Annotated in this window: 15 protein-coding genes; 6 read left to right on the plus strand and 9 right to left on the minus strand. The window is 34.2% G+C overall.

From position 1 onward, the window contains the following. Positions 1 to 42 precede the first annotated feature (42 nt). Together ACQKNZ_RS11440 and ACQKNZ_RS11445 are read left to right on the plus strand one after the other, a co-directional pair. On the plus strand, positions 43 to 735 hold the full coding sequence (locus ACQKNZ_RS11440) for an AIM24 family protein (RefSeq protein WP_144536417.1): 693 nt from the start codon (positions 43 to 45) through the stop codon (positions 733 to 735). A 372-nt stretch (positions 736 to 1,107) separates the two neighbouring features. After that, a complete protein-coding gene (locus ACQKNZ_RS11445) occupies positions 1,108 to 1,578 on the plus strand; it encodes a DinB family protein (protein ID WP_340863163.1) in 471 nt (156 codons plus the stop codon). A 167-nt stretch (positions 1,579 to 1,745) separates the two neighbouring features. Here ACQKNZ_RS11445 and ACQKNZ_RS11450 read toward each other — a convergent pair whose 3' ends face one another. After that, positions 1,746 to 2,255: a DUF6944 family repetitive protein gene (locus tag ACQKNZ_RS11450; RefSeq protein WP_144536421.1), complete on the minus strand. Its 510-nt coding sequence runs from the start codon at positions 2,253 to 2,255 to the stop codon at positions 1,746 to 1,748. Between the two features lie 205 nt (positions 2,256 to 2,460). Between ACQKNZ_RS11450 and ACQKNZ_RS11455 the strand changes: the two genes are divergently transcribed. Beyond that, the gene (locus ACQKNZ_RS11455; protein ID WP_144536423.1) at positions 2,461 to 2,985 is read left to right on the plus strand and encodes an SMI1/KNR4 family protein; all 525 of its coding nucleotides are present in this window, start codon (positions 2,461 to 2,463) and stop codon (positions 2,983 to 2,985) included. 143 nt (positions 2,986 to 3,128) lie between these two features. Beyond that, entirely contained in the window at positions 3,129 to 4,361 is a 1,233-nt protein-coding gene (locus tag ACQKNZ_RS11460; protein WP_151109837.1) for an SH3 domain-containing protein, read from the plus strand. 602 nt (positions 4,362 to 4,963) lie between these two features. Here the strand turns inward: ACQKNZ_RS11460 and ACQKNZ_RS11465 are convergent. After that, on the minus strand, positions 4,964 to 5,449 hold the full coding sequence (locus tag ACQKNZ_RS11465; protein ID WP_154310827.1) for a tetratricopeptide repeat protein: 486 nt from the start codon (positions 5,447 to 5,449) through the stop codon (positions 4,964 to 4,966). A 900-nt stretch (positions 5,450 to 6,349) separates the two neighbouring features. After that, positions 6,350 to 7,540, minus strand: coding sequence for a c-type cytochrome biogenesis protein CcsB (gene ccsB, locus ACQKNZ_RS11470; protein WP_154310828.1), 1,191 nt, complete (start codon positions 7,538 to 7,540; stop codon positions 6,350 to 6,352). Positions 7,541 to 7,681: 141 nt separating this feature from the next. On the opposite strand from ccsB, the gene ACQKNZ_RS11475 reads away from it, so the two are divergent. After that, a complete protein-coding gene (locus tag ACQKNZ_RS11475) occupies positions 7,682 to 8,098 on the plus strand; it encodes a DUF2809 domain-containing protein (RefSeq protein WP_225321670.1) in 417 nt (138 codons plus the stop codon). A gap of 15 nt (positions 8,099 to 8,113) precedes the next feature. Here the strand turns inward: ACQKNZ_RS11475 and ACQKNZ_RS11480 are convergent, their stop codons facing one another. From ACQKNZ_RS11480 to ACQKNZ_RS11500, 5 genes are all read right to left on the minus strand, one after another. Next, positions 8,114 to 8,581 (minus strand): GNAT family N-acetyltransferase, encoded by a 468-nt coding sequence (locus ACQKNZ_RS11480; protein ID WP_427659774.1) that lies wholly within the window; start codon positions 8,579 to 8,581, stop codon positions 8,114 to 8,116. A gap of 182 nt (positions 8,582 to 8,763) precedes the next feature. Then, complete coding sequence (locus tag ACQKNZ_RS11485; RefSeq protein WP_225321671.1) at positions 8,764 to 8,922, minus strand: putative holin-like toxin; 159 nt, start codon at positions 8,920 to 8,922, stop codon at positions 8,764 to 8,766. Positions 8,923 to 8,988: 66 nt separating this feature from the next. After that, positions 8,989 to 9,495, minus strand: coding sequence for a GNAT family N-acetyltransferase (locus ACQKNZ_RS11490; RefSeq protein ID WP_154310830.1), 507 nt, complete (start codon positions 9,493 to 9,495; stop codon positions 8,989 to 8,991). Positions 9,496 to 9,696: 201 nt separating this feature from the next. Further along, on the minus strand, positions 9,697 to 10,827 hold the full coding sequence (locus tag ACQKNZ_RS11495) for a copper resistance D family protein (RefSeq protein WP_191963854.1): 1,131 nt from the start codon (positions 10,825 to 10,827) through the stop codon (positions 9,697 to 9,699). Further along, on the minus strand, positions 10,800 to 11,348 hold the full coding sequence (locus tag ACQKNZ_RS11500) for a copper resistance CopC family protein (RefSeq protein ID WP_144536439.1): 549 nt from the start codon (positions 11,346 to 11,348) through the stop codon (positions 10,800 to 10,802). The genes ACQKNZ_RS11495 and ACQKNZ_RS11500 overlap by 28 nt, the downstream gene beginning before the upstream one ends. 184 nt (positions 11,349 to 11,532) lie before the next feature. Between ACQKNZ_RS11500 and ACQKNZ_RS11505 the strand changes: the two genes are divergently transcribed. Next, on the plus strand, positions 11,533 to 11,757 hold the full coding sequence (locus ACQKNZ_RS11505; protein ID WP_151109851.1) for a hypothetical protein: 225 nt from the start codon (positions 11,533 to 11,535) through the stop codon (positions 11,755 to 11,757). Here ACQKNZ_RS11505 and ACQKNZ_RS11510 read toward each other — a convergent pair. Further along, the gene (locus ACQKNZ_RS11510; protein WP_151113666.1) at positions 11,733 to 12,941 is read right to left on the minus strand and encodes an MFS transporter; all 1,209 of its coding nucleotides are present in this window, start codon (positions 12,939 to 12,941) and stop codon (positions 11,733 to 11,735) included. The two genes, ACQKNZ_RS11505 and ACQKNZ_RS11510, sit on opposite strands and share 25 nt — an antisense overlap. Between the last annotated feature and the right edge of the window lie 14 nt (positions 12,942 to 12,955).

Here is a 12,955-nt window from a genome sequence, read left to right on the forward strand (position 1 = left end):
CTATTCATCATCGTATATGATAAGAGGAAGGGGTGTTTGTTGATGAATCGATACTCAGTAGCTGAATTTATACGCAAAACGGAGCAGGAGGATAAAGGAGAAGGCTTTTTCGAACTAGAAACAGAGCGCTTATTGGAGGTTAACCTGGAGGGGCTTGTTTGGGCTAAAGCAGGTGCCATGGTCGCTTATCACGGAAAAATTAAATTTGAGCGTGAGGGCGTTTTAGAGCATGGTGTGGGCGCAATGTTTAAAAAGGCTTTGACTGGTGAAGGTGCCTCACTAATGAAGGCAAATGGCCACGGTAAATTATATCTAGCTGACAGTGGAAAGAAAATCATTATTCTTCATCTTCAAAATGAAGCGATTTATGTAAATGGGAACGATTTGCTTGCTTTCGAGCCGTCCATTAATCACAATATCAAAATCATGAAAAAAGTGGCAGGAATGATGTCTGGCGGGTTGTTTAATGTGAGATGTGAAGGAAATGGTTTAGTTGCTATAACTTCTCATTACGAGCCTCTCACACTGCGTGTGACACCAGGAAAGCCCATTTTCACAGACCCAAATGCTACAGTGGCTTGGTCCGGTAATCTACAGCCTGATTTCCAAACAGATATCTCCTTTAAAACCTTTGTTGGTAGAGGAAGTGGAGAATCAATACAAATGAAGTTCGAAGGAGATGGCTTTGTCATTGTCCAGCCCTATGAAGAAGTATATTTTCAGAGACAGAGTTAAATATACATTTTAAAAACAAGCAAATAAAGAAACGGAGGGTTAGCTATCAATCAACCGTATTTTTATACAGCTAACCTCGAAAAGCTAAGTTTCACAAAACTAGACAAATATTTTTGTTCTTAAAAAGAAATGTTTAATGGTTTCAACCATAAACGTTTCTTTTTTAATGAAACCATTTGCATATTATTTCGCATTTCTTACAAGGATTAATTTTTAACTTTAAACAACTATTCATTTAACAGCTAAATAACAGGTTTGTTACTAATGCAGCAAGTAATTGAAAAAGAGGAGAATAATCTTATCAACTAGAATAATTAACTATAGATAGAGGCATTTAAATGATGATAAACATTAAGGGGGAGTATAGCAGGTATGTTTCATGCAAAAGATGTTTTGTCTGACCAACTGTTAGCCAATGCAAACGATCCCAGTTGGTACGTACCATTTTCAGAATCTGTAAATGGTTTGACAGAGGAACAAGCTTTTTGGAAGGCGAGTAAAGAAAATAATAGTATTGCAGAAATTGTACAGCATTTGCTTTATTGGAATAAAACCTGGCAAATAAGGTATAAGGAATCTAGTGTTAATGCAGTTTCAGCAGTTGGAAGTAATGACAGTACGTTTACCATCTCAAAAAATAAAACATTCGATGAACTAAAGAAACAACTTATAGAAGTTCTTTTACATTGGCAAATGATATTAACAGAAGAACAACTAGAAAAAAGTGTTCAAGAATACTCGAATGCCAATTGGTGGCAAGTAGTAGGGAATGTCACCACACATAATGCATATCACATCGGTCAAATTGTTTATATTAGGAAGCTACAAAAGAGCTGGAAATAGAGTATAAAATTTAAGTAAGATATTTAATAGTTATAGAACTAACAGCTTCTTCAATAAGGATGCTATACCTAAAATAAAGACAGAGGAATACGATAATCCACTGTCTTTATTTTACATTTCATTCACATGAGAAGATTGACTTGTATTGCCTGGAGAAATCATTCAACTCATTCATCAACCGTTAGGGCTGAAAGAACTGCTCCAACGGCTTGTATCCAACTACCGACTGTATTCATTTCTTGCGCTTTTTGACTATTTGAAGGATATTTAATTGATAATGCTTGATAAATAGTTCCAATCACTTGGAGTACATTTCCAATATTGTTTAGTGCGTCTTCTATCGACTGATTTCCAGAATAATCTATCGTGAGAACTCCACCTAGCGCTTGAACAAAATCACCCTGTGCACTTATGAGGGAACTCGTATTTTGATCCTCGATAAAAAATGACTCGAGCGTAATGAGATTACCTATGGCCCCTAGTTGACTTCCTACTTTATCCAGATAATCCGCATCCGTGGGGATTATACCACTCCCAACTGCTTGTAGAGCATCCCCTATGATGTTCAGGTCTCTTAACATTGCGTTTGATAATACTTGTGAAGGAGTACTACCTATTGCAGATATAACTGTACCTACTGCAATAATCCAAGAGCTTATTTGTGATACATTCCACATTTAAATCATTCCAATAACAATTGATTAAACCCTCTAAATAGTATATGCAAGCCTTTTAAGTACAATTGGTCAAATGATTGATATCGTTTTCTTTCTCAATAATTTAGCCTATGAAATAAAGATCTAGATTTTATATCTGTTTTTTGTTGCTAGTACTATGTAAAATATTTATGTATGGATTTACGAAGGAGAGAGGTAGAACAGAATGAACAATGCTGCAAACCTATGGAATCAGATAATCGCAAGAGGTGAAAAATTTGAGGAAGGGTTTAAAGAGTCATTAAACCTTCAACCTGGCGTCACTGACAAAGAATTGGATTTACTCCAACAAAAGCTGGAAGTTAAGCTACCAGAAGAAGTACAGAATTTTTACAGAGTGTATAACGGACAAGTTTGGGAGCCTGGTGTGAATCCATTTGTAAGAAATTTGGTTCTTTCTCCCATCCACAAAATTATAAAGGATTGGTCGTTTTTGCAGGAAGAATATGATCCCGATGATATGCAGCCAGAAAATGAAAAAGAAATAAAGCCATTTATATGGAATTCTAGGTGGATTCCAATTGCCGACAATGGTGCTGGTGACTATCTTTGCATGGACATGGATCCAACTGAAGCTGGAACAATCGGTCAGGTTTTATACTACTGGCACGATTGGGAGGATAGATCCCTTGATGCAAATAGCTTTTTTGAATTCATCGAAATTTGTTTGCTGGAGGATTACGATAACTAAGTGTTTATTCTTTTTTAACTCTATTGAATTTAGTTAGTTTTGTAGATTGCACCACTTTATTCCAATAATAATTTCTCCATTCATATTTTATGGTAAAATATACTAATAAATATAAAATATTCAATGAAATGGGGAATAAATCAATGAAACTATTAAAAATGAGTTTAGCATTCTTAGCTTGCTTAATGCTATTGGCTTGGTCCAATGGAGAAGCTTCCGCTGAGTCAGCATGGACGTCTAAATGCTCTTCATATGGGGAAATAAAGCCAAACCAAAATCCATCTTTTCAGTATATGAACTGTCTACTTACGAATGCAGCCATAGAAGCAAAAATTCCTCCTGAAGTTGTGAAGGCTGTTGCTACTAAAGAAAATGGCGGTTGGAAACAATTCGATGCAAATGGTCAGCCTGTAATCTCAACGGATCAAGGGATTGGTCTTATGCAAGTTACCAATCAACTAAGCTATGATCAAGAAAGATTGAAATACGATATCACTTATAATATTCAAGCAGGCGTCGAAATTCTTAACAGTATGTATAAACGTAATGATTTGCCTAAAATAATAGGCGGAGGACCTGAAATAATCGAGAACTGGTACTTTCCAGTCATGGCTTATAACGGTATAAAACCTGCTAACAGTCCACTATATAAGTCCAATGGATTGAAGAACATTGGTGCTTATCAAGAAAAAGTCTTTACATTTATTGAAAAGGATAGTTACTTGAATAGCACTAAATTAGCGCAGTTTCCTTTCAGTTTAGCTGATTTTGAATATGACCCTAACAGCAGTGACAATATTGCCTTTACGAAGAAGGAATATACATTAACGGATCAATTGCATACCTCTTCATATCATTTCCAAAAAGGAAGCAAGGTATTGCTAACAGCAGACAATGTAAAATTAAGATCGCAACCTAGTACTTCTTCAGTAGCAAATACTTTAGCCAAAAACACTACCTTAATTATTGAAGATAAATTCTTATACGACCAATCTCCAACGAGCATAAACCAATTTGTGTGGTACCCTGTTAAAACTGAAGATCAAAAGCTAACAGGTTATATTTCCTCTGCTTATATTAAGAAAAAGACAGATGTTCCATCTATAAAAAAAGTGATGTGGGGAAAAACAGAGCTAAAATTAGGGCAAATAGGTAAAGCTACTATTTTATCCAATACAAGCTTGGTCAAGATGGAAAGCAATGGTTCATTGACTACTGTTCGAACTTTGAAAAAAGGTGAAGAATACCGTGTTTATAACTATAAGAGCAATCATGGTGGTTTATATGGTGTAGGTGGTGGAAATTACATTCAAAAATCACCAAATGTAAAATACGAAACACCATCTAAAAGCAAGCTAGCATTACTTAAGCAATAAAAAAGTGTTCGATGTAGATCTAGGTAAAGTCATAAAGAATACTGCCAAAGGCTAAATAGGAGTTGCACAAGAGTAAAATTCCAGTAATTGAACTGCTGCATAAGTATATAAAGAAATAGTAAATATTTTAATAATGTTATAAGCGTTGGAGTTTACGACAGAGTTGTTTTTCACGAACAAGTTAAGGCGAACTTAATAAGCCTGTTAGGTAATCAAAAGTTAACGGGCAAGCGAGTAAATGTTTAAGTGACTTATTATAGAGCGAATGTCTAAACTTTTGTGTCAGTCGAAATAAGAAAGAGGTGTAGGCGCACCTCTTTCCTTAAATTTTAATTTTAGTTTACATAATATAAATTATACGAAGTTACGTTTCATTTGAAAAGTATACTTGAAACAGTGAGATATTTGAGAAAAACACGTAAATACATGATTTTTATAGATTATAAATTTATAGCTTTTTTGCATTTAAATAACTCATAGTTTTAGTTGTTACAATTGTTCAAGTTATTGTCTTCCTTGTTTTCAAATTAACTGTAAATTGCAATTCAGACACTATACACATCATTTATTTTGTTTTACCTTATTTATCACTTATTTCTGTTTCAATTCCAAATCTCATCCAGCTTATCTGAATAAAATTCAATTGCCTTTTTGTAGCTTTGTATATTTTCATCTATTGACGTATCTTTAATGTTTTTTAGTAATAGTTCCATAGCTTTGTTATGATTATTTAAGTTGTATAATGTCATCGCTAAGAATACTTGCATAGCTCTATTATCTGGAAATCGTTTTAAACCCTGCTGCAAGGTTTTTTGGGACTTTACATATTCTCCGAGTGTTCTATACGTACTCCCAAGCCCAATAAAAGCCCCTTCCTGATCTTTTTCAGGTAATCCTAGACTAATTGCTCTCTCGTAAAATGGAACAGCCTTAAGCTCCTCTCCTAGCGCGTCAAAGCTCCAGGCACATTGATAATTAATATAAGCATTTTGAGGAAAATCTTTAACCAATTGAAGCAAAATAGTATTGGAATCTAGAAGAAGATCTTTTTTTCTCAATTTAAGTGCTTGTTCTAATAATTTTTCCATAGAAACCTCTCCCTTCCTACTTTTAATGAGTTTAACCTTTTTCTATTAAATAGACTTTTCTCACTATTCACTATAATGTAAATATGAGTCCTCTGAGTAAATCCATTGTAATTATTAGCCGAGCTTTCTATTGGTAATAGTATTACAGAGATTTCTTTTAGTTGCGTCTATAAAAAAGTCTCCATGAATAATATACTATCCAAGCAAAGTAAATTAACAAATGTGGAATGTAATTATAATCAAGATCAATGAACAAAAAAGTTATGCTACATACAACAATCGTTGGTAATATAATATAAAACCACATTCGAACTTCTTTATTTTTAAAGCTTAAATCAAATCGATCGCTCATCTGCTCCATCCTGCCATTCTTTACTTAATATTATCCTCTTACAGATTAAAAAATTAACTGATATCGCCAAGTACAAAGTTCATAACTTTTAAATATGAATAATTTCTCTTTCTCCCTTTAAGACTTCTTCTTTAGTTGAATATTGTGTATACTTCTTTTGTCTTTCCGAAATATTATCATAAAGAAACTTATGATATGAGTTATCCCAAAACTTACAATGCCTAATAAGAATCGACCGACAATTTCTCTTAGTAGCATATTAGTGATGGTTACCTACTCTCCATCTACCTGTACTACTTTTATATTAAACATTTTCTTACCAATAATATAACCACTCCAAACTATTGGTAGAATCGTTAAATACAGCGCATATATAACATCCAAAAATTTACTGTCTAAAAGTTTTTATCAATGAAACGATAATACTCAGCAGTAAAAAAGAAGGCTATCCACTAAAAATGCAATTTTTCTCCTTGGGGAACTAGCTAGGTTAAAATTATTTTCTTTAGTTGTATTCTCCATTCTCAAAATATTTAAGGTTATAGTATTTAAGCATATGAATGCAAGCCGGCGATGACTAGATTGACAAAGATTTGATTGAACATGATGGTCCCAAATCCAATGATAGCTAACCAAGCTGTTCTCTCTCCATCCCACCCTCTGTTGATGCGCAGGTGTAAAAATGCTGTGTAGAATAAGAAGGTGATTAATGCCCATACCTCCTTAGGATCCCAGCCCCAGAATCTGCTCCATGCTAAATGTGCCCAAATCATTGCGAAGAACAAACCACCTAATGCAAACAGAGGAAATCCAATAACGATAACTCGATAAGATATTTCGTCCATTAGAGTAAGGTTTACTTTTTGTGTGAGTGGCTGTAAAAGCTTTGATATACTCTTACGAGAAAATAACCGAATAAGTATGTAAAGTATGGAGCCTATAAAATAGGACCAAATTAACGTATTCAACTTTGCCGCGTCAAAAATAACTGGTACCTGTACTAGCCCGGAGAAACTCCCTTTTAATTCATCACCAGAATCATCTATTGATAGTGCATTATTAGGTGTTACGATAGCTGGTAGACTATACTGATAGGTTTCCTGATTGCCTTGTTGATTAACAAATTGGTAACTAGCGTTATAATGGACAAAGCCAAATATTGCAGTTATAGTCACAAAACCTAAAACGACTATTAATTGATATAATACAAATTCTAAAAAAAATGTACTTGCTCCTTTTTTGTTATGGTCTACTTTCTTGATCAAATAGATTAGCCCAGTTACAAATGAAAGAGATAATATTGCACTTGCAATAGCTACTGTAATCACATGTATTGTTAACCAATTGCTTTGTAAGGCAGGGATTAAAGGTGTAATCTCCTTGGAGAACATACTTCCATAAGCTATGATTAATATAGCAATTGGCATTAAGAATAATCCAATCACAACCTGTCTATAGAGGTAATAGACTAGGAAAAAGCCACCAACTAGCATCATGCCAAAGAAGGTCATAAACTCATAGAGATTACTAACAGGAGCATGACCTGAAGCAATCCATCTTAAGACAAAATAATTTAACTGAGCAACAAATCCTAATACAGTTAGACTCAACGCTAGGGTGGTTGCTGTCTTATTTTTGGAGCGGATTGCAAAGCCAAATGGTAAAATTGCAATCAAATACAAAATAAAAGCTAAATATAAAGAAGCACTACTTATTGATGTCAAAGAATCAAAAGACATATGTATCCCCCATTAACCATTTTTTTCAGACAATTCAACCTCCATTATATTATAAAAATACATAAAAACCATTATATGGTTAATAAAAGTTAGTATTTTCAAACTACTATTCACATTTTCAACATATTTATTTTATAGGGAGTGATTTCCTTGAACCAAATCTTTCGCAATCAATTAACGTATTTGGCACTTACTTTTCTCATGATATTGTTAGGATTAGCTTCTAGAATATATGGTTATTTGCTTTTTGATGTGTTAGAGCTAAATGCTGGAGATGCACTTTGGGCAGCTATGGTTTATTTTGGAGTACGATTTATTTTAGTTACTAGACCTCCGAAGTTTTCCTTATTGGTAAGCTTAATATTTTGTTTTGCAATTGAGTTTAGCCAGATATACCAAGGAGAGTGGATTAATAGTATCCGAGGAACAACACTAGGAGCCTTAATCTTAGGGAGAGGATTTTTAATCGTGGATCTATGGAGATATACATTAGGGGTTAGCATAGCCTATGTGCTTGATATGATATTAAAGAAGTTCTTTATAAAATCCACCACCTAAGCGTGAGTACCCTTACTAAAACTGAAAGATACTAACAAAATAATCGTCTACGGGAAAATCACCTAAATAATTTAGGCCACAGCCATTATAAAAATCCTTGAGCTTGTTATTTCCGGCCCAGCAATCTAAATACATATCTCTATTTTGTACTACAGAAATAGATTGACAGTAGTCTATAATAGATGCACCAATGTTTTTTCCTTGGTATTCAGGTATAATTGCGATTCTGCCTACGTATAAACTATTTTCCCTGATTGAGAGATTATTCAATTGAAGGATTGGTTTAATTATAAAAGTTCCAACAATATCATTTTCTATCTCGTATTTAAATACTTGCCCTTGTGCTATTTGATCTTCCACTTCAGAGATTGGCCACGGATAAGTCCATTGCTTAATATCTTTACTTAATAGCTTTAAGGTTGCTTTATTCAAAATGTCAAGAATTGTAGCAATGTCATTTTTTTCTGCCAGTTTAATATTCATATGAACACTCCCTTTAAATTGATACTCACTATAAATATTGGTATAATTAGGTCAATAAATGTATAAAATAAAAAACCGCTTAGATGTTGGTAGCATCCAAACGGTAAAATAGACTAGTTCCCTTCAATGGGGATTGGCTCTTAAGGCAAAGTAACCCATCCGAGCGCTAACTCATAGGTGGGTTACTTTTTTTGTGTCATTGAAAGAGCCAAAGTAATTAAAGCAATAATTAGCGAACCAAAGCTAATCATTATTACAAGCGATTCAAATACAGTCAAAAAGGCAGCACCTCCCCTCTGTCTGAATTTACCGTGACAAAAGGGGTTGTATGTGCCAACCACCCATGAGATTACTAATCTATTTGCTACCTATTATATCTTATATTGCAACTATATTTAAATTTTTTCTTAATCTTTACCAGTTAAAAAGCTTCTTCTCTCTAATAATACTACATCTCTCCAAACTCCATTAAGTTTCCCGATTTTTTTTCGAGTACCGACTATCTCAAAACTATGTTTTCTATGTAAATGTATGCTCCCTTCATTCTCGGGAAAAATCATGGATTGGATTGTCCAAAATCCTTGTTGCTCACTATCCTCTATTAGATGCTTGAGTAGCTTTCCACCAATGCCCATACCAGTAGATGAACCGTATAGATAAATACTTACTTCAGCAACGCCAGAAAAGGCTTTTCGGCTTGAAATCGGACTAAGGGCAGCCCAACCTACCACTTTCTCTTTAAACGTCGCTACGAACCTACATTTGGCTGTATGGCTAGCATCCCACTCTTCCCATGTTGGAGCCTCTGTTTGAAAGGTAGCATTACCTGTTTGTATTCCCTCTATAAAAATCTCACGCACATCGTCCCAATCGCCTTCAATCATTTTTCTAATGACTATTTCTTTATGATTCATTCATTATCCCTTCATTTCTAAATATGTTTTCTCATATTATAAGACAAGCAATCTATCTAAAAAAGTTTTTTCAAGTTTTTTCTCATGAAATTAATTCAACTTTCATTTTGATTTGATGGATATCCATCTATCTACGATATTTATTATACAAATAAAAAACACTTCCTAAAGGGTTAGATCCCTTTTAAGAAGTGTTTTCTTTTAATATGCTACGACGCTATAAGATAGCGCTAATAATGCACATACGACTAGTAAAATACTCATGATGAATGAGAACAATGGCGGCATCTTTTTCGTAAAGGAATAGATACTGATTACTAGAAATGCCACTGCTAGAATACCTAATGATATCCCTTTAAAATTGGCAACAATATCCACTGTTAAAGGAACTAAAGAGCCCTGACCAGAAGGTAAAATGCCGTAAGCTTGTAAAAATGTATCTTTACTTAACGATGCATTGTTATGTGGCGGTTCCTGCTGACTCATAGCCCCAGTAGCAGCAAAAATTGCTAGCACAATAATTGATTCCAGCTTAGTCCAAGGTCTTGGATCCAGTTTTTCCTTCTTTCCAAGCTTTCTTTTCATCAAAATCCCATTAATGAAGGCATATCCTATTAACGGAAGGATGAACAAATGTTTGATGAGCAGGCTTTGGCCATATGGCTGTAACCACGAGTTTGGATATTCAGATATATTCATTGAGTAATTCATTAATGAAAGACCAGTAACGGTAATAATGGCAAAACAAAACAATGCCGTTACATGGAACCAATTTAAAAAAGGGATCCAATTCTCTTTGTTTTTAGAAAACCAAGCGACTATTATTAATATACCAACCCAAACGATAACAGTGCTAAAGTGAATAAAATGTGTAATAAAGCCTTGTATACCATAGACTGCATGCGAATGGGTAGTCCAACTCATCGCTGCAACTATACCAAACAATAATAGGATTCCAATTATATAATAGATAGGAGTATTTCTATTATCAAATAAGTAAATAAAGAATCCAAGAATGATTGTTAAAATAACAGTTACAATCCAAGCTTTTCCTATTTCAAAAGTTAGCAACAATGATTTTAATACATATAAAAAAGTGTATTCCTCTAGCAAATAAACCATTAGATTTAATATTGGCATGAAGGAAAATACTGCTATTCCAGCGAGGGCTATTAGTTTAAACTTTTTAGAAACTAAAATTGCAGGTTTTAAATCAGTTGGAATTAAAGAAAATATGAAGCTGCCCATTAACAATGCAAAGCAGGAATATAGTATGGCCTCGCTAATTGTTGATAGAAACATCATCATTTCTTCTTGCGTCCATTCATCCACCATATACTAACAACTATTACTAAAGCTAATACGATAATCATACCGATGAAAAAACTGTTAGAAGATTGATCACTGTCTACATCCTTAGTTTCATTAATAGGAGCAGTCTCTTTATCTTCAGTCTCTTTAACTTGTGACTCTTCTTCAGTCACTTGCACTGGAGTTTCCTCAACAGGAAGATTTACAGCAAATGTTAGGTCTCCTTGAATTGGATGGCCATCAGCTCCAATTATATTCCACGTCAATGTGTATTCGCCATTTTCCATCCCATCTACAGAACCAGTCATAATATCATCAACTACTACAATATTTTTAACCGGAACCTCTACATTATTTGCTCCTTGTATTTTAAATGAACTTGTTTGTTCAATTTTTGTTAAAAAGGTAAGTGTAATTTCTTCTATCGGATCAGTAACAGTACTTCCGTTAGAGGGATTTGAACTTTCTAATCCCGTATGGGCAAATGCTTTCCCTCCAATTACCAGTAAACAGATAGTGACTAAAAATATGATTTTTTTCATTCTATTACCTCCAAAATATTATGTAGGTATTGTTATGTATACTTTCGAATTTAACAGTACCTTAGATTAATGTAGTGCTTACTATTACTTATACCACAATCTAAAGAAATATGTTAAAGATTGAATTTTACAATCACTTTCTTTAATATAGAAGGAGAAAATTATTTTAAAGGGAGAGAACTATATGGCCAAATCAAATGCCAAGAAAAAAAGATTACATCAGTTGAGAACAACCGGTAAAGATGTGTCATCGATGAGAAACGAAGTAGATTTTAGTACTCATGTAAGAGTGACTAAGACTAAAAAGGAAAAACTACTTCACTATAATAACAAACATAAAAAGCATTTCCAGCAAGGTGTACACCTCGAGGGAAATGCTTTTTATTATGTTCTTGCAGTTGGAATCTGAAAAGAAAGCTTTCTCCTTTGAATTTGTAAAAGGAAAACAATTGTTAGCCCTATACTAAATACTCCGAAAATCACCATCATATAAGCAAGACCTATCAAATCTAGCATTGCTCCAGTGGACAATAAGACAATTTGGAAAGAAACTCGGTCCAACATATTGCGAAAGGAGAAAAAACGACCATGATACTCTTTAGACACTTGCTTTTGGAAAATAGTCAGTGCTGTAGGATAAAAGCAGCCTATGGAAAAACCAAATAAAGCAAAGCTTACTAATGTTAAGAATGGATTTGCAACAAAGTACATAGACATTTCAGCAAAACCAATGATGAAAACAAATGTAAAAAGAATAGATTTTGTACTATATCTTTTTCCAATGTACTTAATAGCCAAGGTCCCAACCATAAAAGCAACACCCTCCACTGCATAAATGATGCCCTTGATAGAAGATGAGTCCTGAATCTCACTAATATTAATGACAATCAGGTTAAACGACCCTAAAAACAAAACAGGTATCAATGTTAAAAAGAGTGTCAGCAATACAGGAGTATTACCCTTAAGCATAGGAAAAACTTCTTTAAACCCATCCGTTCTCGGTCCATTAGTAATGATCACTTTATCCGTTCCAGCTTCATCAATTCGAAGCATAAAAGAAAATACTAATATGCCTAGATAAGCCATCAAGGAAATAATATACAATGATTGAATAGGCCAGTAAACAAGTGCAAGTCCCCCTATCGCAGTACCAGCAACTCTAGCAATGGTCGACACATTCATATGCCAGCCATTTAACTGCAGTAAATCTTCATCTTTAACAATTAACGGCAGCGTTGCCTGTAAAGCTGGGAAGTAAAAAGATGCTGACACCTGTAGGCATATTAAAAACAATAACATCCACCATATGGAACCAGTTGCAATAGCAACGAACATAAAAAACACACTAAACACTCTACCAATACCAGAAACAATTAGTACCGTCTTTTTGTTTGATTGGTCAATTATTCTACCCGCTAGTGGTCCAACAAGGATTCCGGCAAGCAAACCACTAGCGAGCAGCAAGGACTTATGAAAATCTGAAGGAACCTTTTCCTGCATAAATTCCAAGTTTCCTATGATTCCGCTCCAAAGCCCTAAACCAGCAATTAATTCCCCTATAAGAACAATCCAAACATTCCTATTTCTCCACATATCCCTTTTCCCAT

It is taken from the genome of Psychrobacillus sp. NPDC093200 (genome assembly GCF_050280345.1).
In the GTDB taxonomy this organism is placed as follows: Bacteria; Bacillota; Bacilli; order Bacillales_A; family Planococcaceae; genus Psychrobacillus; species Psychrobacillus faecigallinarum.

What these genes read in the sequence shown, in the direction of transcription:
- ACQKNZ_RS11440 (WP_144536417.1), top strand. Translation starts at nt 43, where the DNA reads ATGAATCGATACTCAGTAGCTGAATTTATACGCAAAACGGAGCAGGAG.
- ACQKNZ_RS11445 (WP_340863163.1), top strand. Translation starts at nt 1,108, where the DNA reads ATGTTTCATGCAAAAGATGTTTTGTCTGACCAACTGTTAGCCAATGCA.
- ACQKNZ_RS11450 (WP_144536421.1), bottom strand. Translation starts at nt 2,255, where the DNA reads ATGTGGAATGTATCACAAATAAGCTCTTGGATTATTGCAGTAGGTACA.
- ACQKNZ_RS11455 (WP_144536423.1), top strand. Translation starts at nt 2,461, where the DNA reads ATGAACAATGCTGCAAACCTATGGAATCAGATAATCGCAAGAGGTGAA.
- ACQKNZ_RS11460 (WP_151109837.1), top strand. Translation starts at nt 3,129, where the DNA reads ATGAAACTATTAAAAATGAGTTTAGCATTCTTAGCTTGCTTAATGCTA.
- ACQKNZ_RS11465 (WP_154310827.1), bottom strand. Translation starts at nt 5,449, where the DNA reads ATGGAAAAATTATTAGAACAAGCACTTAAATTGAGAAAAAAAGATCTT.
- ccsB (WP_154310828.1), bottom strand. Translation starts at nt 7,540, where the DNA reads ATGTCTTTTGATTCTTTGACATCAATAAGTAGTGCTTCTTTATATTTA.
- ACQKNZ_RS11480 (WP_427659774.1), bottom strand. Translation starts at nt 8,581, where the DNA reads ATGAATATTAAACTGGCAGAAAAAAATGACATTGCTACAATTCTTGAC.
- ACQKNZ_RS11490 (WP_154310830.1), bottom strand. Translation starts at nt 9,495, where the DNA reads ATGAATCATAAAGAAATAGTCATTAGAAAAATGATTGAAGGCGATTGG.
- ACQKNZ_RS11500 (WP_144536439.1), bottom strand. Translation starts at nt 11,348, where the DNA reads ATGAAAAAAATCATATTTTTAGTCACTATCTGTTTACTGGTAATTGGA.
- ACQKNZ_RS11505 (WP_151109851.1), top strand. Translation starts at nt 11,533, where the DNA reads ATGGCCAAATCAAATGCCAAGAAAAAAAGATTACATCAGTTGAGAACA.
- ACQKNZ_RS11510 (WP_151113666.1), bottom strand. Translation starts at nt 12,941, where the DNA reads ATGTGGAGAAATAGGAATGTTTGGATTGTTCTTATAGGGGAATTAATT.